This window comes from Cupriavidus sp. CP313 (assembly GCF_054072015.1).
The window spans coordinates 1-21,648 of sequence record NZ_JBSVZB010000058.1 but is presented as its reverse complement, the minus strand read 5'-3'; the positions used below and the strand labels follow the sequence as shown (position 1 = coordinate 21,648).

Annotated in this window: 21 protein-coding genes and 2 pseudogenes; 10 read left to right on the top strand and 13 right to left on the bottom strand. The window is 64.5% G+C overall.

The features are described from left to right. Positions 1–412: 412 nt before the first annotated feature. Positions 413–586: pseudogene (locus ACW4E8_RS39575) on the top strand (ISKra4-like element ISBte2 family transposase); the annotation flags it as partial. 391 nt (positions 587–977) lie between these two features. Here the strand turns inward: ACW4E8_RS39575 and ACW4E8_RS39570 are convergent. The 4 genes from ACW4E8_RS39570 to ACW4E8_RS39555 all read right to left on the bottom strand — a co-directional run bounded on the left by ACW4E8_RS39570 (position 978) and on the right by ACW4E8_RS39555 (position 5,446). After that, the gene (locus ACW4E8_RS39570) at positions 978–1,928 is read right to left on the bottom strand and encodes an N-carbamoyl-D-amino-acid hydrolase (RefSeq protein ID WP_456809452.1); all 951 of its coding nucleotides are present in this window, start codon (positions 1,926–1,928) and stop codon (positions 978–980) included. A 62-nt stretch (positions 1,929–1,990) separates the two neighbouring features. Beyond that, complete coding sequence (locus ACW4E8_RS39565; protein WP_456809451.1) at positions 1,991–3,268, bottom strand: Zn-dependent hydrolase; 1,278 nt, start codon at positions 3,266–3,268, stop codon at positions 1,991–1,993. Next, a complete protein-coding gene (locus tag ACW4E8_RS39560) occupies positions 3,265–4,491 on the bottom strand; it encodes a diaminopropionate ammonia-lyase (RefSeq protein ID WP_456809450.1) in 1,227 nt (408 codons plus the stop codon). Before ACW4E8_RS39560 ends, ACW4E8_RS39565 begins: the two co-directional genes overlap by 4 nt. A 70-nt stretch (positions 4,492–4,561) precedes the next feature. Next, positions 4,562–5,446 (bottom strand): MurR/RpiR family transcriptional regulator, encoded by an 885-nt coding sequence (locus ACW4E8_RS39555; protein ID WP_456809449.1) that lies wholly within the window; start codon positions 5,444–5,446, stop codon positions 4,562–4,564. 303 nt (positions 5,447–5,749) lie between these two features. Between ACW4E8_RS39555 and ACW4E8_RS39550 the strand changes: the two genes are divergently transcribed. The 4 genes from ACW4E8_RS39550 to ACW4E8_RS39535 all read left to right on the top strand — a co-directional run bounded on the left by ACW4E8_RS39550 (position 5,750) and on the right by ACW4E8_RS39535 (position 8,789). Then, positions 5,750–6,544 carry a transporter substrate-binding domain-containing protein gene (locus ACW4E8_RS39550; RefSeq protein WP_456809448.1) on the top strand — a complete coding sequence of 265 codons (795 nt, stop codon included), beginning with the start codon at positions 5,750–5,752 and terminating at the stop codon, positions 6,542–6,544. 69 nt (positions 6,545–6,613) lie between these two features. Beyond that, complete coding sequence (locus tag ACW4E8_RS39545) at positions 6,614–7,273, top strand: amino acid ABC transporter permease (RefSeq protein WP_456809447.1); 660 nt, start codon at positions 6,614–6,616, stop codon at positions 7,271–7,273. Positions 7,274–7,285: 12 nt separating this feature from the next. Next, positions 7,286–7,936, top strand: a complete 651-nt coding sequence (locus ACW4E8_RS39540; protein WP_039014155.1) for an amino acid ABC transporter permease — start codon at positions 7,286–7,288, stop codon at positions 7,934–7,936. Positions 7,937–8,024: 88 nt separating this feature from the next. Then, positions 8,025–8,789: an amino acid ABC transporter ATP-binding protein gene (locus ACW4E8_RS39535; RefSeq protein ID WP_456809446.1), complete on the top strand. Its 765-nt coding sequence runs from the start codon at positions 8,025–8,027 to the stop codon at positions 8,787–8,789. A 183-nt stretch (positions 8,790–8,972) separates the two neighbouring features. On the opposite strand, the gene ACW4E8_RS39530 is transcribed toward ACW4E8_RS39535, so the two are convergent. From ACW4E8_RS39530 to ACW4E8_RS39490, 9 genes are all read right to left on the bottom strand, one after another. Continuing rightward, positions 8,973–10,325, bottom strand: coding sequence for a flavin-containing monooxygenase (locus ACW4E8_RS39530; protein WP_456809457.1), 1,353 nt, complete (start codon positions 10,323–10,325; stop codon positions 8,973–8,975). Positions 10,326–10,406: 81 nt separating this feature from the next. Next, positions 10,407–10,790 (bottom strand): hypothetical protein, encoded by a 384-nt coding sequence (locus tag ACW4E8_RS39525; RefSeq protein ID WP_456809445.1) that lies wholly within the window; start codon positions 10,788–10,790, stop codon positions 10,407–10,409. A 153-nt stretch (positions 10,791–10,943) separates the two neighbouring features. Next, a complete protein-coding gene (locus ACW4E8_RS39520; RefSeq protein ID WP_456809444.1) occupies positions 10,944–11,519 on the bottom strand; it encodes an Hsp20/alpha crystallin family protein in 576 nt (191 codons plus the stop codon). 156 nt (positions 11,520–11,675) lie between these two features. Then, positions 11,676–12,083, bottom strand: coding sequence for an Hsp20/alpha crystallin family protein (locus tag ACW4E8_RS39515; protein WP_456809443.1), 408 nt, complete (start codon positions 12,081–12,083; stop codon positions 11,676–11,678). Positions 12,084–12,098: 15 nt separating this feature from the next. Then, positions 12,099–12,539, bottom strand: a complete 441-nt coding sequence (locus ACW4E8_RS39510; RefSeq protein ID WP_456809442.1) for an Hsp20/alpha crystallin family protein — start codon at positions 12,537–12,539, stop codon at positions 12,099–12,101. 978 nt (positions 12,540–13,517) lie between these two features. After that, positions 13,518–14,762 carry an adenylate/guanylate cyclase domain-containing protein gene (locus tag ACW4E8_RS39505; protein ID WP_456809441.1) on the bottom strand — a complete coding sequence of 415 codons (1,245 nt, stop codon included), beginning with the start codon at positions 14,760–14,762 and terminating at the stop codon, positions 13,518–13,520. Further along, entirely contained in the window at positions 14,749–15,126 is a 378-nt protein-coding gene (locus tag ACW4E8_RS39500; protein WP_456809440.1) for a transporter, read from the bottom strand. The genes ACW4E8_RS39505 and ACW4E8_RS39500 overlap by 14 nt, the downstream gene beginning before the upstream one ends. 186 nt (positions 15,127–15,312) lie before the next feature. Next, a complete protein-coding gene (locus ACW4E8_RS39495; RefSeq protein ID WP_456809439.1) occupies positions 15,313–15,789 on the bottom strand; it encodes a transposase in 477 nt (158 codons plus the stop codon). Between the two features lie 59 nt (positions 15,790–15,848). Continuing rightward, on the bottom strand, positions 15,849–16,751 hold the full coding sequence (locus ACW4E8_RS39490) for a transposase (RefSeq protein ID WP_456809438.1): 903 nt from the start codon (positions 16,749–16,751) through the stop codon (positions 15,849–15,851). A gap of 307 nt (positions 16,752–17,058) precedes the next feature. Between ACW4E8_RS39490 and ACW4E8_RS39485 the strand changes: the two genes are divergently transcribed. The 5 genes and pseudogenes from ACW4E8_RS39485 to ACW4E8_RS39465 all read left to right on the top strand — a co-directional run. Then, positions 17,059–17,973, top strand: a complete 915-nt coding sequence (locus ACW4E8_RS39485) for a DMT family transporter (protein WP_456809437.1) — start codon at positions 17,059–17,061, stop codon at positions 17,971–17,973. Continuing rightward, positions 17,970–18,743, top strand: coding sequence for a pirin family protein (locus tag ACW4E8_RS39480; protein WP_456809436.1), 774 nt, complete (start codon positions 17,970–17,972; stop codon positions 18,741–18,743). Before ACW4E8_RS39485 ends, ACW4E8_RS39480 begins: the two co-directional genes overlap by 4 nt. 13 nt (positions 18,744–18,756) lie before the next feature. Continuing rightward, positions 18,757–19,941: a LysR family transcriptional regulator gene (locus tag ACW4E8_RS39475; protein ID WP_456809435.1), complete on the top strand. Its 1,185-nt coding sequence runs from the start codon at positions 18,757–18,759 to the stop codon at positions 19,939–19,941. A gap of 204 nt (positions 19,942–20,145) precedes the next feature. Next, positions 20,146–21,375 (top strand): hypothetical protein, encoded by a 1,230-nt coding sequence (locus ACW4E8_RS39470; protein WP_456809434.1) that lies wholly within the window; start codon positions 20,146–20,148, stop codon positions 21,373–21,375. Positions 21,376–21,385: 10 nt separating this feature from the next. After that, positions 21,386–21,648, top strand: a pseudogene (locus ACW4E8_RS39465) (hypothetical protein); the annotation flags it as partial.

The following is a 21,648-nucleotide window of genomic DNA, read 5'->3' as shown; positions in this document are numbered from 1 at the left end:
GCGATCGAAGCGGTCGTGCCGGCGGACATCGAGGTCGTTACCCGCGACGGCAAGCTGCCGGGGCGCCGGGCCACCGCGTTCAACACGCTGCTGCAGACATCGCCGACCACAGTAGACGCCGCGCAGGCGGCAACCGGTCCTCGATTGGTTCCACATCGCGATGAAGTTCAAGGGGGCGCAACGTTCTGTGTTCGGCAGCAAGACGATCGACTCGCTGGAACGGGAGTCGGTGGAAGCCGGAGATCACTCACGCCAAGTGGCTGGTCTGGCATGGCAAGGGCCGCAAAGCGTTGGAGCGCATCAAGGCATTGGACGCCCGACTCCTGACGAGGACGGGGTATGAATTCAGCACGCTGTGGTGGAACCTGGATAAAGTCTGCTGGTACCCCTGAGGAACAACGCGCCTACGTTGGTCAACTACGGCGCTCGGTATCGAAAGGGCCTGCCGATTAGCAGTAGCATCGCGGAGTCCGCGGTGAACCAGGTCGTCAGCCATCGGATGGCCAAGAAGCGACAGATGCGCTGGACGGACGAAGGGGCGCACTGCATGGTGCAGGTCAGGGTCGCGGTCTTGAACGGGGAACTCTCACCCGACCGCATCTCGGCGCTCAAGATCGCCGCCTCGCGTCACAGCAAATGCATCGGGCCAGCATCGCCAAACCGGCACCGGCCAACGAACAGAATTAACCGTGACATCCTCGCCGCAAGCCAGGGCACCTGACGAAATCGGCCTCCCCAACTTTTGCACGCTCTCCAAAAGTAGCATCTTTACTTACATTCACGGCAGAAGGGGTGACGTCCCTGACAGCGAAGACAGGAGCAAGGGCCTGGATGACGCCCTGCGGGCGCCACGTTGATTGACATGCTGCCGGCCACTGCTACGCCGGGCTTCCGTTCCCCGAGCCCGCTCGTCGCGTGTCGCGTCCATCATCCTGCCTCAGCAACCCGGTGGACGTCGCTTGGTCTGTTCAGCTCCGTTAGCCAAGCGGCGACCCATCGGCGCGCAGCGTTTCGCCCCTGCGCTCGATGATCATGCCGTAGGCGTGCGGCTGCCGGTGCAGGTCGAAGTTGAAGGTGGTGCGCTTGTATGGCGCGCAGAAGTCGAGGTCGCAGCGTGCGATTGCCACTTCGTCGCCCTTGGTGATGCAGCTCGCAACCACTTCGCCGGATGGCGCGATGATGCAGCTGCCGCCAATGCTGTCGACACCTTCCTCGATCCCAGCCTTTGCCACGCCGACCACCCAGGTGCCGTTCTGGTAGGCGCCCGCCTGCATCGAAAGCTGGTTGTGGAACAGCGACAGGTCGTCGTGCGCGGGTGCCGGCGCGTTGTGCACCGGCGTGTTGTACCCGATCAGCACCATCTCCACCCCTTGCAGGCCCATCACGCGATAGGTCTCGGCCCAGCGCCGGTCGTTGCAGATGGCCATGCCGATCTTGCCACCGAAGGCCTCGGTGACGCCAAAGCGGTTACCGGGAGTGAAGTAACGCTTCTCCAGATGCTGGAAGCGGCGCCATGGTTCGTGCTCGTAGTGGCCGGGCAGATGCACCTTGCGGTATTTGCCGACGATGGTGCCGCTGCGGTCAACCAGGATCGAGGTGTTGTAGCGAACCTCGCGCCCGTTCTCGTTGGCCAGTTCCGCATAGCCGAGATAGAAGCCCACGCCGAGCTCACGCGACAGCGCGAACAGCGGCAGCGTGTCGGCACTCGGCATCTCGCGTTCAAAGAAGCTGTTGATTTCCCCATCGCTGTCCATATACCAGCGCGGGAAGAACGTGGTCAGCGCCAGTTCGGGGTAGACGATCAGGTGCGCGCCGCAGGCATGGGCTTCGCGCATCATTTCGCACAGCCGGGCGACCACCTGCACGCGCGAATCGGCGCGTGCGATCGGGCCCAGCTGGCCAAGTGCGACATGGATGAAACGGGACACGATTGACTCCTGAAATTCGGAGGAAGGAAGGGCGTTGGATCGGGGGCCTGTGCCGGAGTCGTTCAGGGACGGTTGGCCAGGCTGACGACCACGCGCATCAGCAGCTGCGCGCCCCGCACCAGGTCGGCCGGGTCGGTGAACTCGCGCACGTTATGGCTGAGTCCGCCGACACTGGGAACGAAGATCATGCCGGCAGGGCAGACGCGCGCCAGCATCTGCGCGTCGTGGCCCGCTCCGCTCGGCATCCGCATGGTCGACAGGCCGAGCGCATCGCTGTGCCGCTGCACCATGTCGGTCACCAGCGGGTCGAACGCCACAGGCTCGAAGCGCGCCAGCGAACGATGGCACAGCGCGACACCTTTCGTCGCGCAGGTCTGGTGGGCGAAGGCGAGCACCTCGGCCTCCGCCTGCGCGAGCGCCGTGCCGTCGGTGTTGCGCAGATCGACGGTAAAGGTCGCGCGGTTCGGAATCACGTTGACGAGGTTAGGCTCGAAGCGAATCGCGCCGACCGTGCCGATCTGGCGTCCGCCGTAGCGCAGCGCTAGGTCGTGCACGAAGGTGGCGATGCGTGCGGCGCAGTAGCCAGCGTCGTGCCGCAGGGCCATCGGCGTGGTGCCGGCATGGTTGGACACGCCTTCCAACACGAATTCGGTCCAGCTGATGCCCTGCACGCCTTCAACCACGCCGATCTGCACTCCCATGCGGTCCAGCACCGGGCCTTGTTCGATATGCAGCTCGACAAAGCTGTCGACCTCGGGCCGGCCGACCGGCGCATCGCCGCGATAGCCGATGCGCTCCAGTTCCGCGCCGACCGTGCTGCCGTCGATGCCGCCTGCCGCGAGCGCTTCGTCGAGCGGCATGCCGCCCACGAAAACCAGCGAGCCCATCATGTCCGGCTGGAAGCGGGCGCCTTCCTCGTTGGTAAAGAAGGCGATCGCCAGCGGGCGGCGAAGCCGCACGCCGGCATCGCGCAGTGCGGCGACCACTTCCAGACCGGCCATCACTCCATAGTTACCGTCGTACCTGCCGCCAGTGCGTACGGTATCGATGTGCGAGCCGACCATCACCGGCGGCAGGTACTCGTGGCCGGCATGAATCGCGACGCCATTGCCGATGGCATCGATGTTAACCTCCATGCCGAGCGCGCGCATTTGGGCGACGGTCCAGTCGCGCCCCGCGCGGTCGGCGTCGGTCAGCGCCAGGCGGCAGACACCGCCGCCGTCGATGGCGCCATGCGCATTCAGTTCGTCGAGCCGGCGCAGCAGCCGCGCGCCGTCGATGCGCGGGAATTCGGTGTCGAGCACCGTGCGGCCGCTGTCCGCGCTAAGGTTTGTCGTCATGCCAGCGCTCCCGCGCGCACGGCGTCGGCACTGCGCCCGACCAGCCGCGCGTACAACCCGGCATCGGTATCGGCCTCGCTGCCAACGAACAGCAGGCGGCTGTGCGCGCCGAGGCCCAGCGCTGCACGCGCTTGCGGATCTTGCATGGCCGCAATGGCGGCTGCCAGGCCCGCTACCGCGGATTCGCCGGCGACGATGGCGGGATCGCCATCGGTGGGATTCGCCAGCAAGCGCATCGTCGCCACCGCCGCTCCGTCATCGATGGTGCAGAAGGCATCCGCGCCGTGGGCCAGTACTTCCCACGCCAGCAGTGACACTTCTCCGCAGGCGAGGCCCGCCATCAGCGTATTGAGCTTGCCGGTCACCGCCGTCACGTGGCCGGCGCGCGCGCTGCGGTACAGGCAGTCGGCGGCGTCCGGCTCGACCACCACGAATACCGGGCGCTGCGCCGCGTTGCGTTCCCAGAAGTAGGCGCAGACGGCGGCGGCGAAACCGCCCACACCGGCCTGGATGAAGACGTGCGTTGGCCACTCGGGCAGCGCATCGACGGCCTCGGCCACCATGACCTGGTAGCCCTGCATGACATCTCGCGGGACGTCCATGTACCCGGGATACGAGGTGTCGGAAATCACGTGCCAGCTGCGTTCGCGAGCGTCGCGGTCGGCCTGCTGGACCGCTTGGTCGTAGTTGCCCGTAGTCCGTACCACGGTCGCGCCGACCTGCTCGATCGCCGCCTTGCGTCCTTCGCTGACGGTGGCGTGGATGTAGATCACGCAGGCGCAGCCGAACCGCCGGGCGCCCCATGCGACCGAACGCCCGTGGTTGCCATCGGTGGCGCAGGTCACCGTGTAATCGGCGCACAGCGCGCGCAGTTCGGGCGCGGCGAGGTCGGCAGGGGTCAACGCGCGGCCGATCCGCTTGCCGATTTCGCGCGCCAGCAGGCGGCCCACCGCATAGGCGCCACCCAGCGCCTTGAAGCTGCCGAGGCCGAAACGCGTGCCTTCGTCCTTGTAGTGGATCTTGCCGACGCCCAGCGCGGCGGCCAGCGCTGGCAGTGCATGCAGTGGCGTAGGCCGGTAGCCCTCCCAGGCGGAGATGGCGCGTTGCGCGGTGGCCAGCGCCGGCGCGCCGAGAATGGCCTCTCGCGTGCTGCCATAGCCTTCGCTGCGGGTGCGCGCAGGGTTGACGAAAAGATCGAGCTTGAGCTGCGGTAACGTGGACATGGGACTTCCGGTGTTGACAGGAGAGGGGATTGCGCGAGCCGACTCGCGCTGTATTCGGGATGCGCGGGGATCACGCCTGCAGGTCGAGATCGTCGAGCAGGTCATGCGCGCGTTCGACCCGCGCCATCCGCGCACGCGTGCGCTTGTGGGCGCGCCGCGCCATCGCGGTCGCGAGGTAATTGACGAGGCTGGTCGCGGCTACGTAGGAGTCGAACACCTGGTCGCCATGGTGCGAGCAGCGCAGCACGGCGGTGGCGTGCGTGGTCAGCGCGGAGACCGGCGCATCGCTGAGCAGGATGATCTTCGCCCCGGCCTCGGCGGCCAGCGTGACGATCGGTGCGAGCCGGCGCGCGCGGCGCCGGAAATCGACCGCGACCAGCACGTCCTTGCTGTCGATTTCTGCAATCAGTTCGGCATCCTTGCCGGCCTGCTCGTTGAGCAGGTAGACCTCCGGCCGTACCTGCGACAGCAAGGCATTCGCATAGAAGGCCAGCATGAAGCTGTTGCGATAGCCGACCACCCAGACCCGGCGCGCATCGGCCAGTTCGCGCAGGGTGGTATCGAGTACCCGTTCGCTGAGCTGCTCCGGCAGGGTGGCCAGTCGGTGCGCGTCGAGCTGAACATGTGCCTCGAGTCCTGCGAGCGCGGGTAAAGCCGCACCAGTGCGAGCGCCACGCGGGGTGGCGGCGCGATCCATCTTTGCCAGCGGAGACTGGCTTGCGCGCTGGTCGCGCAACGCCTGCCGGAACGCGCCGAAGTCGGCATAGCCGAGCCGCCGGAAGAAGCGGGCGGCGCTCGCCTTGGACACGCTCGCCAGGTCGGCGAGCTCGGTAGCGGAGTATCCGAGCAACTCGGATTTGCGGCTGAGCAGTACGTCGGCGAGCTTCTTGTCGGTGCCGGAGAACTCACCGTAGCACTGGATGATCTGCGCTTCGAGCGCGTCGTAAGTGGTCATGTCGGAGCGATCGATTGCGATACCTGGGTATCGTCCCGGCTGCACCGGGTTGGTGCCGCCTTGCACAATTATGAAACCGGAGTTTCTCTATTTGTGGCATGTGAAACGGATGTTCCACGATTAGCTCTGCCCTGAGCAAAGACGATGCCAACTGCCGTCGTGGCTTGCCTGATCTCGCGTAATCCGTTGAATCTAAAGAGAATGTTATCTCTTCCTGGATCGGGGCGGCGCCTCAAGGGCCGTGGCATGCATCTTGCAGATTGGTCCTTCGTTCTCCTCGACCGACTGAAGAAAGGGTGTTTTATGAAACGCAGACAGTTCACCGCCATTGCCACCGTCCTCGCCACTGCCGCCATGGTCGCCATGGCGCCTGCGAAGGCCGACGATTCCCTGACCGCGGTGATGGCGAAGAAGTCGATTGCAATCGGCATCCCGGTCGACTTCGCGCCATATGGCTTCATGGGCCCCGATCTGAAGCCGCAGGGTCTGGATGTAGCCGTGGCGCAGATGATTGCCGACAAGATGGGCGTCAAGGCCGACCTGGTGCCGGTCAGCACGCCTAACCGCATTCCCTATCTGCAAACGAAGAAGATCGACCTGATCGTGTCGGCCCTGGGCAAGAACGCCGAACGTGCCAAGGTGATCGACTTCACGATCGCCTATGCGCCGTTCTACCAGGCCGTGTTCGGGCCGAAGAGTCTGAGCATCAAGAGTTTTGCCGACCTCGGAGGCAAGACCATCGCTGTGACGCGCGGCACCATTCAGGACGACGTGCTGCAGCAGGTCGCGCCGCCCACGCTGAAGATCCAGCGCTTCGAGGATGACAACTCGACGGTGGCCGCCTTCGTGACGCAGCAGACCCAGCTGGTTGCCACCGGGGCCGCGGTCGCCGCCATGGCGATCCAGAAGTATCCGAAGGTGGACGCCGAATACAAGCTGCTGCTGAAGGACTCGCCTAACTTTATCGGCGTGCGCAAGGGCGAAACCGCGCTGTTGACCAAGGTCAACGAGATCCTGCGCCAGGCCAAGGCCGACGGCACGCTGGGTAACTATGCGCAACGCTGGCTCGGCCGCGGCACCGGCGAGCTGCCCGAATAAGACCCTGCCAAGACCGCGGCGGCGCGCGCTGTCGCGGGTTCCACCTTCGCTTCTGTGTGGCTGTTCCGTATGATTTCCTTTGATTTCGGGCCAGTGCTCTCGCAATGGCCGATGCTGCTGCAGGGCCTCTGCCTGACCGTTCTGCTGACGGCATTCTCGGCAATCGCCGGCACCGTGCTCGGCATCGGCTGCGCCTGGTCGCGCCTGCACGCGCCGGCGTGGGTGCGCGCCATGGTCGGCGGCTATGTCGAGGCAATCCGCAACACCCCTTACATCATTCAGCTGTTCTTCGTCTTCTTCGGCCTGCCGACGATTGGCGTGCGGCTGGCGCCCGAGGTGGCTTGCGTGTTGTCGATGACGCTCAACCTGGGTGCCTACGCCTGCGAGATCATCCGCGCCGGCCTCGAATCCACGCCGCGCGGGCAGATCGAGGCCGCGCAGAGCCTGGCGCTCGACCGCTGGCAGATCTTCACGCGCGTGGTGCTGCCGCCTGCGCTCAAGCGCGTCTGGCCGGCACTGGTCGGCCAGATCATCATCGTGATGCTGGGCTCGTCGGTCTGCAGCCAGATCTCCGCGGAGGAGATGTCCTATGCGGCAAACCTGATCGCCAGCCGCACCTTTCGGAACTTTGAAGCTTATATCGCCGTTGCCGTCGCGTACCTGGCGCTGGCCGTTGCGGTGCGCCAGGCCCTGAACTGGATCGGGCCGCGCTTTTTGTTCGGACGCTGACAGGAGACGGCCATGATCGAGTTTTCACTGTGGGACATCTTCCGCAACCTGCTTCTGGCGCTGCGCTGGACCGTCGGACTGTCGCTGATTGCTTTCGTCGGCGGCGGCATCCTCGGCCTGCTGCTGCTGGTGGCGCGCATTGCCAGGGTGCCGGGGGCGGTTCGCAGCATTGCGTTGTACGTCCAGCTGTTCCAGGGCACGCCGTTGCTGATGCAGCTTTTCCTGGCCTATTTCGGGCTGGCGCTGATCGGCATCGAAACCTCGGCGCTGTTCGCCGCCGCATTGTGTCTCACGCTCTATGCTAGTGCCTACCTGACCGAGATCTGGCGCGGCTGCGTCGATGCGATTCCGCGCGGCCAGTGGGAGGCATCGGCCAGCCTTGCGCTGAACCTGCGCGAGCAATTGCGCTACGTGATCCTGCCGCAGGCGGCGCGCATCGCCGTGGCGCCGACGGTGGGCTTTATGGTGCAGGTCGTCAAGGGTACTGCGCTGGCTTCGGTGATCGGCTTCGTCGAAGTGACCAAGGCCGGGCAGATGATCTCGAATGCGACTTTCCAGCCCTTCCTGGTCTATAGCTGCGTCGCGTTGCTGTATTTCGCACTGTGCTTCCCGCTGTCGCTCTGGAGCCGCAGGCTCGAACGCGGATGGCAGGCGCATGCCTGAATCCGCAGACAGTACCGCGACGGGCTTTCGCACCGAGCCCCCACCCACGCCTACCAAGCCTTAGCAAGCCTCTCGAAGCTGCATATCCATGTCCACATCACACGCCACCACCCAGCCATTTGCTCTCGTCGATGTCGAGGGCCTGCATAAGCAGTATGGCGACAACGAAGTCCTGAAGGGCATCGACTTGCAGATCGGCCGGCGTGAGGTCGTCTGCATCATCGGCCGCAGCGGCTCGGGCAAGAGCACGCTGCTGCGCTGCCTGAACGGGCTCGAGACTTTCCAGCAAGGCAAGCTGTCGATCGACGGCCAGGTGCTGCGTCACGGCGACGCGAAGGCGATGCGCGAGCTGCGACAGAGCGTCGGCATGATTTTCCAGAATTTCAACCTGTTCCCACACCTGACCGCAGGCCAGAACGTGATGCTCGCGCCCACGCTGGTCAAGGACGTGCCGAAGGCGGATGCGCGCCGGCGCGCGCAGGCACTGCTGCAGCGCGTCGGCCTCGGCGAGAAGTTCGACAGCTACCCCGACCAGCTCAGTGGCGGACAGCAGCAGCGCGTGGCGATCGCCCGCGCGCTGGCGATGGACCCGGCCGTGCTGCTGTGCGACGAAATCACTTCGGCGCTGGACCCGGAGCTGGTGGGAGAGGTGTTGAGTGTGGTCGAGTCGCTCGCCGCCGACGGCATGACGCTGATCATGGTCACGCACGAGATGAACTTTGCGCGTAAGGTCAGCGACCGCATCGTCTTCATGCACCAGGGCAAGGTGCACGAGACCGGCACCCCCGGGCAGGTGTTCGGCGACCCACGGACGCCGGAATTGCAGCAGTTCCTGTCGGCCATGCACGGCTGATCCGCGGCGCAGCTGCCCGAACTGCTGAACACCGGTGTGATCGAAGGCTTTCTTCCTTGAAGTCGGGCCGCCTTCCCCGGAGCTCCACGATGAACCAGGTGGCGTTCGCCGCGTCGGGCCCCTCGTGGCCTGGACGTACAGCGTGCGTGGGCGACTGGAATGGCTGGCGACGTGAGGCGCGGTTCAGGCGACGACGGCTTCCCGGCTGCCGGTCAAGCTGCGCAACCGCAGCTCCTCGGGCGTAAACTCCGGGCCGCGTATTGCCCCGAATGCCTGAGCCGCTGCCAGCGTCCGGGTCGGCGCTTCGTTCAGGCGGTCTGGGCCTTGCAAGCGGAACGAGACCGGCGACAGGGGGCCGAACAACAGCGCGCGTTCGAGCTCGGGCCAGCGCGCCAGATCGGGCTCCACGCCGATCTGGCGCGCCAGCGAAACCGCAAGATCATGTAGCACTGGCTGCTGCCCGCGCTGCCGCATCGCCCGGCACGCCGCCAGCCCCTGCGCCATCTGTGTCGGCGACGGCATGGGTGTCAGGCCGGCCAGCGTGTAGGCAATCCAGCGGGCCTGCAGTTCGAGCACCGGCAGATAGGGGCCGACCAGGTTGTAGAGGCCGACGAAGGCCAGTCCCCGGAGGTTCGGATGAAAGGTATGGGCGTGCAGGTCTAGCCCCCTGCCGTTGTAGTTCAGCGTGCGTGCAATGTCTGGCGCCAACCAAGGCACCGACAGGCCATAGCCGGCTCCGAAGAGAATCGCATCGGGCGTTGCGACAGTGCCGTCGGTAAAGCGCACGGTGCCCCCGTCGATGCGGTCGATCCAGGGGCGCACGGTAACCCGGCCTTCGGCCACAGCCGGCAGGAAACCCTGTGACTGGGAGATGCCCGCCGCGAACACATTGGCATCGGGCACTGGCGCCCCAAACTGGTCGGGCGCGCCGCCGGCCCGAAGCACGGCCGCCTTCAGGCCCTCCGTTAGCGCCTCGGCCGGAAGCGCCTCGCCCGCCAGCGCCGCCGCGCGGTGGAACAGCAGATGTTCGGCCGGCACGCCTGCAATCAGCTTAGGGACGATATAACGCTGGCGGCGGTAGGCCGCGCTGACGTTTGCTCCGCCAAAAGCGAGATCAGAGGCGATTTCCAGGGCGCTGATCGAACAGCCGGCCACCAGCACAGAACGGCCTCGGTAGGGCTCAGCACCCTTGTAACGCGCGGTATGTGCGATACCGAGCGCGCCGGTAAAGTTCGCCATGCCAGGAATGTCCGGCAGTAGCGGCACGGCTTGCGCGCTCGTGGCCACGATCACCTGGCTAAAGCTCTCTTCGTGCATTCTGCCCGCACTGCGCGAACGTAGCCGCCAGCAGTCGCCCTCCGCGGCCTCGAGGCGCTCGACACGCGTGCCGAAGCGGATGCAGCGCAGTAAATCGAAGCGGGCTGCATAGCGCTCCAGATAGGCAAGCATCTGGTCCTGGCGCGGATACGTCGCTACATCTATGCCATGGTCCAGGTCGGAGAAGGCCGACATGACTCGGCTGGTGTTTGTGCGCATCCCGGGCCAGGTCGCGCTGGCCGCGTTGCACAAACGATCCCATGAAACGATAGGCACTGCACGCGCCATTGCGCCTGCGCCTCACTGTATGGGCGGAACGACGCCAAGCTTTTCTGCCAACATTCGCTCATACACGCCAAAGTGCCTGTCCACTTCCGCCTGACTGACCACCACCACCTCCATATTGACCTGCTCGGCCCTCAGTCCAAATATCGTGGCCAAAGCCAATTCAAGATGGGGCGCCGCTTCCCTGTCTTTTTCGAAAGTCGTACCGACGCTGATCGTATAGGCTTTCTCGCCTTGTCCAGTCACCTCGACAAGGCGGGCGCCCGCGCTCAAGTTGTTCTCGATGGCAATCCTGGCCAGTTCCGCCACACTCCGCGTTCTCTCGGTCGGGAATCCGCGCGCGCATCTGAGCCGCACCCGATGGGTGCCCAGCGTCAGCCATTCAGAATCGAACTCCATCGAAATCTCCCTTTGGGGGCAAATGTAAGGATTCATACCAGTGTGGGAGCGTCAAGCACTCGCTTCGTCCCTTCCTTCGCCGCTACGCCAGTTCACCCATCGTTGCAGGCTGGCCCCGCGCAAGCGGACCGCCCCACTTGATTGCCGACCAGCTCACTTGACTTCGATCTTCCTGACGGCGGGCGGCGGCGAACCCGACTTGGGTAGACGCAATGTCAATAGGCCTCGTTCGAATTTCGCATCGACGTGATCCAGGTCGAGACCATCCGGCAGGGGGATACTACGCATGAACGCGCCATACGCTCGCTCCAAGCGGTAACAGCCGTTTTCCTCGCTCCGAATATCCTGCTTCTTCTCACCTCGCAGCACCAGCGCCCCGTCTTCGATGGAAGTTTGCACATCTTCGCGGTCCATACCCGGCAACTCGGCGGTGATCCTCAGCGCCGCGCCATCATCGACTACGTCAATTCGGGGCTGGAAGCGAGAGGAGCTGAAGTCGCCGAACCATCGATCCATACCACTGAAGCCCGCGAAAGGTTCATGCAGGAATTCGCTCATCGCTCGCCAGGGGTCGCCGGAAAAAAACCGCGAAACGTCTGGCCAGTCCGGTGACCCGTGCCTGGGCACTGGGACGTTGGATGACTCGTCCCCGGATGCCCTGGACGGCTTTTCGGCGGTCGTCCTGCGTAGGAACTTGAACGGGTTCCACTTGCCCAGTTCCGTTTTCATCTTGTCCTCCTATCGACGCACACGTGATTCGTCCTCCCACGTCCTGCCGCGCCAGCTAGCCGGCGCGGCAGGACGTGGCGATGGACTGTCCAACACATTCCGCCAAGGCACGGCGGCGCCCGCGCAGGCGCCACCGTTGGCGGCCCCGCAGACGCGCTAAGCCACCGTGACTGAAATGCGGCGCGGACGGGCCTCATCGCGACGCGGAATCGTCAGCTTCAGCACGCCGTCCTGCAAATTGGCCTCGATCTTCGACGCGTCAAGGTCGGGGCTCAGCGAGAAGGCGCGCGCAAAGTGCGGCTGGCGAATCTCCGCGTGTTGCACTCGCAGCCCGGGAGGTGTGGGCACGACCGCTTCCGCCTCGATATGGAGGTTGCCGTCGTGGACATTCACCTCGAGCTTGTCCTTGGTCACACCCGGAAGGTCAGCCCAGAGGGTGACGCCACTGCTGTCCTCGACAATGTCGACCGCGGGGAGCAGGGTCATCGTCGGCGCCGACCTGTCCTCCTGGCTTTTTGCCACCGCGTTCTGGTCGCGCTCAACCACTTGGGTAGTCTCGTTCATGGCATTCTCCTGGCGTTATTGGACCGTGATCGCCCGAGGCTTTGAGGCTTCCCGCTTGCCAACACTGATGGACAGACAGCCGTTGGCATAGCGCGCCTGGACTTTGTCGGCGTCGGCGCTCTGCGGCAGCTCGATGACGCGCCGGAACGTGCCGACGAATCGCTCTTGTGCATACAGCCGAACCTCCAGATCGTCCTCCGAGTGCGCCGCTTCACGCTCGCCGCTGATGGTCAGCAAGCCCTTGTCGATCGACACCTCGAACTTGTTCTGCTTGATGCCCGGTGTGAATGCGACGATTTCGACGGAGTCGTCCGTGGTGCCGATATTGACGGGCGGAAATGCCCCGAAGCGGCCGGAGCGGATGCTGGATGGGAAACCGCCGAACAAACTCGCCATCTGCCTTTGCATGCGATCGAGTTCGCTGAAGAGGTCAGTTCCAAAGAAGAGATCACTCATGGTCGTATCCTCCTTAGACACAGCAAGGAGGCGAAGGGGCATACGCGCTCCCACCCGCCTGCCAAGCTGCTGGCAAACAAACAGAAACACGCAGCGCGCAACGTCGCGACTGCCTGAGCGAAAATAAAATAGTAAGCGCGCAGCCAAATTTCAAGGGGGAGGCCTGCGAATTTCCTCTGAAAGATGCCGGCTGAGACTAGCTGGCATGCTCGGGCTTTTGGCCTTGCGCGGGTCCGTGGGTCTGCCAGGGGCTTCGTCGCTCTTCGTAACCGTGAAGTGCAGTTTTTGGCACTCACATGGAGCGCAAAGAGTTGTGCGGATTTGGATTGGCGGCCATGTCTGACCACGATGCAATCCTTCGGAACGGCTCTTCGCAAATTTGTGGCCGAGTCGTTGCACCGCGTCCCGAACCGTGCAACGCCTGTCATTCGCACGCAGGTGAGCGGATCGACTGGCTCGTGCTATCGTCGGCGTCTCCCCTGGCTGTGTTGGGCTCGACTGAGAACTGCGCAGTGCGCGGACTCACGGTTATGAATGCTTGTGTGGCTTGTTAGGTCGCGGCTCTGCCGCGCAGGCCTTCGAGCGCTGGCTCGAAGGTTTGATACCCAGCGCTCGAATTGACGGCGGCCGGCAAGCGGTCAATCGCCAGCATGGTTGGCAGAGTTTGCTATTCGAAACGTGACTTGCGCATCCGTTGGTATGCCGAAGGGGGCGACGCTCGGTTGACGGCGGCGAGTCCCTCTCTACCAACATCCAGCCATCCAACGCGTATTGCCATAACGCATCGCGACAGTACACGCGCCAAACAAGTCGAGGTCGCCTGTGTCAGCCTGGCGGTGGCGCCCCCCTGATCGCCAGTTGATGATGCAGACGGGTAGCATAGGGGAACCCTATATAGTTGTGGCTGGGTCGCGGACGCGCCGAGGCAGCGAATTCGCACGAGTTGCAGGCCTTGCTCTGTAGTGAGAAAACAGCAGATTATGCGGAAACTGCATCATTCCGGCCTGTTAGGAACCACGTGTGCAGCGCGCCTATCCCCTTCGCCTCGATTGCACCGCGCTCTTCGAACAGGAACGACTCACCCAGTAGCCGCCTAGTCGCGTCGGTGACCTGCACCCGACCGGCCACGCCGTGCGATTCCATCCGGCTGGCGGTGTTGACCGCCGCCCCCCACAAGTCGTAGATGAATTTGCGTTTCCCGATGACGCCGGCGACCACTGGGCCGCTGTTGATGCCAATGCGCATCTGCAGGTTGAAGCCGGTGCGCTGGTTGAAATGCGTGAGCGCGTCTGTCATGTCCAACGCCATATGCGCGGCCCGCATCGCGTGGTCAGGCGCCGGCTCCGGCAGCCCCGCGGCTGCCATGTAGGCGTCGCCGATGGTCTTGATCTTCTCAAGGCCGCGATAGTCGGCAATGGTGTCGAATTCGAAGAAGATCTCATTGAGGATGGCAACCAACTGCTCGGGGCTCATGCCTGCAGAGAAACGCGTGAACGCCACGATGTCCGCGAACAGAACCGTCACGTCCGGAAAGCTGTCGGCGATGAGTTCCGGAACGCCGCTCGCGATCAGGTCCGGACGCGCTTTCAGCCGTTCAGCGATCGGGTAGGGCAGCAGATTGAGCAGCAGCCGCTCCGACAATTTCTGCTCGGCCAGAATCCTGTCATAGAGGCTCTGGAGCTCGTCGCGCTGGCGGCGGATCAATTCCCAGCTTGCCTGCAGTTCTTCGTTCTTCCGCGCTAGCGCGGCCTCGGCGCGCTTCTTCTCCGTGATATTGCGGCCTTCCGGGAGCAGGAATACGACGTTCCCGTTTGAATCCCTGATCGGCAGGAGGGAGAAGTCGACAATGATCTTCTCCTCGCCCCCGCCCTCGGCTTGGCCGTAGTTTTCGAAGTCGCAACGGACAAATTCGCCCTGGCTTGCACGCTGGATCAGTTCCCGCAGCAACGCCTGGGTCTCCGGCGAGACCACCCACCAGCGGGCCTCCCAGAACGGCTTCCCCCGAATGTCGTCCATCCGAATGCCAATCGCCTCGAGCGCGGCACGGTTGATCTCGAGCATCGTGCCGTGCACATCCAGCAGGCCCACGAACTGGTACATCGCGTCCAGCATGATGCGCGCGAGCTTGTCCCGCTGGGTCTGGAAATCGTCGCTCGTGCAAAGCGTGACATCGCGCACCCGAAGCTGCCGGGAATCAGGGAACGCGAGGCTAATGGAAGCCATGCTTCACCTCCTGGTGTCTCGTCGCAGCGCCACAGGGGCCGGTTCTGACGGCGATGCGGGCACAGCTCGCGCCCCATTGTGGCCGGCGCACGCCGAGCACGGGCCCATTCCATGAGAAGGCCATGACCACCTTGAACCATAGCTTGTCGCCGCCAAACCGGTCCTTTGCATATGCCTCGTGCTGCCATTGGGGGAAGAAGCTGGTTCCCCTAGCACTCGTATAAGACACACTCGGGCCGATTGCAAGTACCTCGCCACGTCGGCCCCGGCTCCAGACGCCGGGCAATTCCGGTGCCACGGCACTATTGAACTTGTCGTCCGTGACCTGCTTCCGTAGAACGAAGCAAATCTGGGTCTTCCGCAATTTGTGTGACGACGGCGAATTCGCGTCGAGGACCCTTGTCGTCGTCTTTCCCGCCCTACTACCACCATTCTTCTTATTGACTAACGTAAACGAGCCCGCCAGCCTCGTCCTGACCGCACGAGATCACGCGCCTGCGATGGCGATCGGGGTTTTAGCATGTCCCGCAGGACAAGGCAGGCCAGTCGTTCAGTTCGGCTTCAATACCCGCAGTCGCAGAAGCTCGATATTCGCGCGGCCATACATTTGGCGCTTGAGGAGCTTGAGCCGGTTGACATGACCCTCGGTCTGGCCATTGCTCCATTGCAGCCTGAAGGCCGCCCGCACAGCCGGTAAGTCGGCGCGCAAGCTTTGCGCGAACCGACGCATTTCCACAGCGTCGCAGCACGACATACGTTTCAACCATCGATCGAAATGTCGCACACTTCGCCGGTGCATGAGTCCGAGAAACTCCCGCGCGAGACTGCGGACCTCGCCCACCACGGGTTCGATCTTGCACAGCGCCTTCACGAACCGCTCGTGGTCCGCGCTCCTTGGCTCTTCGATGGCGAGGTTCCTCCAGCCGACAAGCCATCCGAACACGCGCCAGGCCGACGGAATCGGCATCGTTCGCACGGGCTCCAGGACAAGTGGCGTCTTGCCCAGCGGATAGAGGAGGCGGGTCACGCAACTCTGCACGGAGCCGCGACTTCCCAAGTAACCTCGCTGCTTGAGTTCTTGCCAGATCAGTTCAGGAAAGCGACAGCCCTGGACGATTCGTTCCTCGATATAGTCGCGATAGGAATCCAAAGGCGTCGGACCCCGCGCCTTGGGTGCGCGCTCGGGGAATAATCCCCCCCAGTGACGAACCTGCGCACGGTTACGTTGCTGATTGAAAGCTCGCGCGCGATTCCTTTCATCGAGCCGCCCTGGGCGCGTAGCGCCATCACCTGCTTGTACAACGCCAGCCGCGTGGCGCGTCGCTGATCGCTCAGACGCTCCCATGACAGTTGTGAGTTTCGGCTCAGAATCCCCTGCCGGCCCAGGGTTACCTTACTGACGGTTACTTGCTGGGCGGCTTGGCGCAGTTGTGGCCCGAGTCGGTATAGCAGCCTCTCGACGTTGTCGCGCAGGTTGCTCAGCAGATGCCAGCGATCCGAGACTTGCTTGGCTGCCGGCAGCGCGATGTCGACCGCTTCGGAATAGGCCCCGGCTCGGTCCCTGGCGACGATCTCGATCGATGGGTGCGCACGCATCCACGCAGCCACCGCAATGGCTTCCCTGCCGGCGAACACTTCGATCGGCTCACGTCGCTCCAGGTCGACGATGATCGTTCCATACTGGTGACCGCGCGCGATCGCCCAGTCATCGATGCCGACGACCCGCGGTCGTGGTTTGCGCTTGCGCTCAGGTACTCTGCGCAATTCCCGCAGCACGGTGTCGGCACTGGTGCGCAAGCCCAAGGCGTCGGCAAGCCGGGCTGCCGCCTCACCACCAAGGGCGTGGCCCAGCGCGTGCAACGCCCGAGCCTGCGATGCGTCCGCGCGATGCTCGGGGCTAGAAGCCCTCGAAACGGCAGTACAGGAGGTCGGAGGCGCCGGCGTGCCGGAGGCAAGTGCCAGATAGGCGACAAGAAGTGATCGTTTCATGCTGCTCTCCGTTTGAAAATGCGGCTCCTTCCGCACGCCACGTAGGGTAGAGAGCGAACCCGTTCGCACGAAGGACGCCGGCGCGAAATCACTCTTCACGTCCGGTGAACACTGCGGCGGCGCGGCCGCGCGCTAGCGCGTACTCCTTGTGTCGTCGGCGTGCACCACTGTCGACCTAGCCAAAGTGGCAAGGTCAGGCGGACTGCGTCGATTCCACACCCAGCGTGAACGGTGAAGTTCCACGGCGCGTCTCGATCGGCAGCAACCCGGCTCCTAGAATGAGCCGGACATCGACGAGGAGCTCCCCATGAACCTGTCCCGACTCTGGCCGCTGCTGCTGGGCAGCGGTATCACGCTCGGCCTCGGTGCACCGATCGCCAAGGCAGCGGCGCACCACGGCGTGAGCGCACTCGCCTTCGCGCTATGGCCCACGCTGGCAGCCGGTCTGCTGCTCGTTGCGATCGGGTTGCTTCGGCAAGGACGTCCTGCCGACCTGCCGCGCCTGGTGCGCTTCGGCAGCGTCGCTGGCCTGTTCGGCCACGCGCTGCCGATGACCGCAGTGTTCTGGCTGTCCTCGCAGGCCGGCGCCGGCTTCGCATCCTTGTCGCTGACGCTGCCACCGGTGTTCACGCTGCTGGTCACCGTGCTGCTCGGTCTCGAACGGCTTGCGCTACGCCGCGCGGTCGCAGTCGGGCTCGGCCTGTCCGGGGCGCTGCTGATGCTCGCCGGCCGCGGCGGTACGTTCGAGGCCACGCCGGCGCTGCTGGCCATGGCGCTGGCCATTCCGGCCTCGATCGGCGCTGCCAACGTCTACCGTTCACGCCGCATGCCGCCCGGCGCAAGCGGCGAGTGGATGTCGTCGAGCACGCTGCTGGCCTCGTCGTCGATGCTCGCGCTCGCCGGCCTCGCCCTGGACAACATCGCGCCGCCGCTGACGGCCCCGGCCCTCGCCTGGCTGGCGCTGCAGGCCGGTGTGCTCACCATCGGCTACCTCTTCTACTTCGCGCTGCAGCGGCGGGCCGAACCGGTGACCTTCAGCTTCATCGGCTACGTGATGATGCTCCCCGGGGTAACGATCGGGACCTTCGCCTTCGGCGAGCGACTACCTTGGACGGTGTGGCCCGCGGCCGCGCTGGTGTTCGCGGCGCTGCTTCTGCTGCAGTGGCCAGCGCGGGCCCCCATGCCCGTTGCGGTTCGCCGCGACCAGGGGACGCCGGTATGAGCCCATTCGAGATCCGCCGCGGCGCGGAGCGCGGCACGATGCGTACCGCCTGGCTCGACGCGAGCTTCAGCTTCAGCTTCGGCGACCACGTCGATCCGCAACGCCCGCGCTTCGGCCCGCTGCTGGCGCTCAACGAGGACCGCGTGCAGCCGGGCACCGGCTTCCCGATGCACCCGCACCGCGACCTCGAGATCGTCATGCTGCCGCGCAGCGGCGCCGTCGAGCATCGCGACAGCCAGGGCCGCGAGATGCTGGTACGGCCCGGCGAACTGCAGTGGATGCGCGCCGGACGCGGCATCCGCCATCGGCAGTGGAACGTTTCGTCGCACGAGGTCGACCACCATTTCCAGCTCTGGTTTGCGCCGTCCACCACGGGTCTCGAACCCGCCGTCGAACGGCTCCCGTACCAGGCGCCCACGCCCGGCGCCTGGCGCACACTGGTGTCGCCGCGGCCGCAGGACGGTGCGCTGGACATCGGCGTCGACGTGGTGCTTGCCCTCGGCAGCGCCGCACCGGGCCAGGCGCTCGAGATACCTGCACGCGTCACGGGCGGCCTCTACCTGCACTTGATGCAGGGGCGCATCGAAGTGCACGGCGCCGGCCTCGGCCGCGTCGTCCTCCAGGACGGTGACGCAATCGTGTTCTTCGACGGTGCGCCTCAACTGCAGCTGCAGGCGGCGTCGTCGGCCGAGCTCCTGCGCTTCGACACCGCCGCGGTTGACCCGCGAACCGGCCTGCTCGCGTCCCCAACTCTCCACACGAACGGTTGAAGGAGCCCCTGTCATGCCCCGCATCGTCGTCCTCCACTGCTCCGGCCGGTGCCACCTCGAAACCATTCGACGCCCTGGTGACGATGGACGAGATCACCGGCGGCACGCCCACGGCGCCAAGGCGCTTGCCCGCGGCGACGGCGCGCGTTCAGTGTCGAGCAACGAGTTCGTCGGCGCGCACTTTCAGGGCCACCGCATTGTGATGGCAGTCGCGCTTGCGTTCGCCTTCGGCTACGCTTTCATCATCGTGCCGATGCGCTGGCGAGGCATGGGGTGGCGGGGCACTTACCGCGAGAGATTCATGGACAGATACCTGGCTCTGCAATGCTTCTGTCGCGTTGTCGAGACGGGCGGGTTCGCCGCGGCGGCACGCGATCTCGACTACTCGCCATCGATGGTGACCAAATACATCGGGCATCTCGAGAAGTGGACGGGCAGCCGCTTGCTCCATCGAACCACGCGACGCATGCAGCTCACCGAGGCCGGTGAGCACTTCTACGAGTACTGCCGACGCGTGCTGGACGACACCGAGCGCACGCTGGGCGAGATCCGCGCGGCCCGCGGCGACCTCTCCGGCCGGCTGGTGCTGGCGGTGCCGGTGTCGCTCACACTGGCCTGCCTCAAGGACCACCTGCACGCCTTTCAGGCGGCGCATCCGGGCATCGAGCTCGAGCTGAGGCTGTCGGACCGGCCCGTCGACCTGGTGCGCGACGGCATCGACGTAGCGCTGCGGGGCCAGGCGCAGCTCGATGATTCCTCGCTGGTCGCGGTGCCGCTGATGGTGATACAGCGCGCCGTGGCCGCGGCACCGGACTACTGGCGGCAGCATGGCAAGCCTGAACATCCGTCGGGCCTGGCCGCCCACAACTGCCTGCCCTATCTGCTCGGCAGCGACGCCACGCGCTGGCAGTTCGACGGGCCTGGCGGCCCGCAGACCGTGGAGGTTCGCGGCAACTTCCGCGCGGACAATAGCCTGATGCTGATCGACGCGATGCTGCGAGGCGTCGGCGTGGGACTGGTTCCCCGCGTGATGATGCGGACCGAAATCGCCGAGGGTCGACTGGAGACCGCGTTGGACGATTGGCGTGCTGAGCCGCGCAAGATGTTCGCCATCTACCCCAGCCGCGAGCACCTGCCGGAGCGGGTGCGTACGCTGTTGCACTTCCTGAAGGAGCGGCTGGCCGGGGCGGACAGTTGAGCGCAGGCCTTTGCTCGCTCAGGCAGCCTCTCGTTGCAACCGGCCCAGCGCCAGCTCGCGCGCGATCGTCGCCACAACCATCGACGCTCTCCTTTGATTTCTGAATGTCCAGTATCCGTTCTCTGTGTAGACGCTAGATTAATTCCAAGCTTAAATATTTTTCAACGTGGCTTCAGGCGCCCCTTAACCCCTTAGGAACTTGAGATGTATTCGAAGATGCTCGTTGCCGTCGCGGCCGCTATGGTAGCCACCGGAACCTTTGCCGCCGACGTGAAGTCCGTATCGAGGCTTGCATTCGGCCCCGACAACATTCTCTTTGTTGCCGACTGGAAAGGCGCCCAGGTGCATGCGCTGACGTTGCCTGCGCCTGTGCCCAAGAAGGGCGAAGGGACCTTCAACATCGTGGACCTGGAGGCGTTGCTGTCCAAGTCGCTTGGCGCCGGCAAGGTCAAGGTCGAAGACATGGCAGCGCGCCCGGGCTCGGGCGAGGTGTACCTGGCAGTGAGCATCGGGGCGAACAAGACGCCGGCGATTGTTGCAGTCACTTCCGACGAAAAGGTGCGCAAGCTGAACCTTGCCAGCATGAAGTCGACGGCGGTGACGCTGAAAAACCCGAACAACTCCAAGTACGAGTTCTGGAAGGAAACACCGGAGCGCAGCTTCACGGTCACGGACATGAAGTGGAACAGCGGAGAGTTGTTCGTTGCGGGCCTGTCAAACCAGGACTTTGCGTCGACTCTGCGTCGCATCCCGTACCCGTTCACCGACAAACAGACGATGACGTCGGTGGAGATCTACCACACCACGCACAACCAGATTGAAACACGCGCTCCCATTCGCGCGATGTCGTTCGCAACGCTTGGCGGAAAGCCTTACGTCATCGCCGCGTATCTCTGCACGCCGCTCGTGACCATTGCGCTCGGGGACCTGAAGGACGGTGCGCACATCAAGGGCAAAGCCATCGCAGAACTGGGCTACGGCAACACGCCTGCGGACATGATTTCGTACCGCGCCAAGGACCCGAGCGGCAAGCCGCAAGACATGCTGATGCTGTTGAACTACCATCGCTCGGGCAACATCATCCCGGTCTCCGAGATTGAGGCTGCGAACGGGAAGCCCGGCATCGACAAGCCAGTGCCTGCTGGTGACATCGTCGGCGTGCAGGAGACGCCAGCACCGCTGGTGGGTGCCACCCGTATCGATAACCTCGACGACCAGTTCTTCATCGTCGTGCGCCGGGCGCTGGAGAAGGATGCCCTGCAGTTGGTGTCGTTCGACAAGGCCATGTTGTTCCGGCTGACCGATTATGTCTCCGAGTACGATTTCCCGCAGTACCGCTACAACAACGACGCGTTCCAGCTCAAGTACTTCAAGCCTGCCCATGACATCCTGATGAAGCAGGAAGGGTTCCCCGAGCTCATCGGTACGCACTAGTGAGGTCAGTGTGAAGACATCGTTGCGCGCTCTGTGCGCGCTGGCCCTGTGGACTGCGGCCGCTGCTCAGGCGGTCGCTGCTCCGTCGGTGCCTGTTGCCGTCCAACCGTCAGGGCCGGAGGTGCCAGCGAACCTGTTGCGCATCTCCCTGGTGTTCGCGCAGCCTGTTGGCGAGCACGTCCTGCCTCGGTTGGAACTGCGCCAGGCCAACGGCAACGTCATCGACAAGCCGTTTCTGGAGCAGGAGCTCTGGTCCCCCAGCGGCAAGGTCTT

Coding starts and splice junctions, on each gene's coding strand:
- ACW4E8_RS39540 (WP_039014155.1), top strand. CDS start 7,286: ATGATCGAGTTTTCACTGTGGGACATCTTCCGCAACCTGCTTCTGGCG.
- ACW4E8_RS39560 (WP_456809450.1), bottom strand. CDS start 4,491: ATGTCCACGTTACCGCAGCTCAAGCTCGATCTTTTCGTCAACCCTGCG.
- ACW4E8_RS39475 (WP_456809435.1), top strand. CDS start 18,757: ATGCCCCGCATCGTCGTCCTCCACTGCTCCGGCCGGTGCCACCTCGAA.
- ACW4E8_RS39535 (WP_456809446.1), top strand. CDS start 8,025: ATGTCCACATCACACGCCACCACCCAGCCATTTGCTCTCGTCGATGTC.
- ACW4E8_RS39530 (WP_456809457.1), bottom strand. CDS start 10,325: ATGCGCACAAACACCAGCCGAGTCATGTCGGCCTTCTCCGACCTGGAC.
- ACW4E8_RS39510 (WP_456809442.1), bottom strand. CDS start 12,539: ATGAGTGATCTCTTCTTTGGAACTGACCTCTTCAGCGAACTCGATCGC.
- ACW4E8_RS39490 (WP_456809438.1), bottom strand. CDS start 16,751: ATGAAACGATCACTTCTTGTCGCCTATCTGGCACTTGCCTCCGGCACG.
- ACW4E8_RS39555 (WP_456809449.1), bottom strand. CDS start 5,446: ATGACCACTTACGACGCGCTCGAAGCGCAGATCATCCAGTGCTACGGT.
- ACW4E8_RS39550 (WP_456809448.1), top strand. CDS start 5,750: ATGAAACGCAGACAGTTCACCGCCATTGCCACCGTCCTCGCCACTGCC.
- ACW4E8_RS39525 (WP_456809445.1), bottom strand. CDS start 10,790: ATGGAGTTCGATTCTGAATGGCTGACGCTGGGCACCCATCGGGTGCGG.
- ACW4E8_RS39505 (WP_456809441.1), bottom strand. CDS start 14,762: ATGGCTTCCATTAGCCTCGCGTTCCCTGATTCCCGGCAGCTTCGGGTG.
- ACW4E8_RS39485 (WP_456809437.1), top strand. CDS start 17,059: ATGAACCTGTCCCGACTCTGGCCGCTGCTGCTGGGCAGCGGTATCACG.
- ACW4E8_RS39480 (WP_456809436.1), top strand. CDS start 17,970: ATGAGCCCATTCGAGATCCGCCGCGGCGCGGAGCGCGGCACGATGCGT.
- ACW4E8_RS39520 (WP_456809444.1), bottom strand. CDS start 11,519: ATGAAAACGGAACTGGGCAAGTGGAACCCGTTCAAGTTCCTACGCAGG.
- ACW4E8_RS39515 (WP_456809443.1), bottom strand. CDS start 12,083: ATGAACGAGACTACCCAAGTGGTTGAGCGCGACCAGAACGCGGTGGCA.
- ACW4E8_RS39545 (WP_456809447.1), top strand. CDS start 6,614: ATGATTTCCTTTGATTTCGGGCCAGTGCTCTCGCAATGGCCGATGCTG.
- ACW4E8_RS39470 (WP_456809434.1), top strand. CDS start 20,146: ATGTATTCGAAGATGCTCGTTGCCGTCGCGGCCGCTATGGTAGCCACC.
- ACW4E8_RS39565 (WP_456809451.1), bottom strand. CDS start 3,268: ATGACGACAAACCTTAGCGCGGACAGCGGCCGCACGGTGCTCGACACC.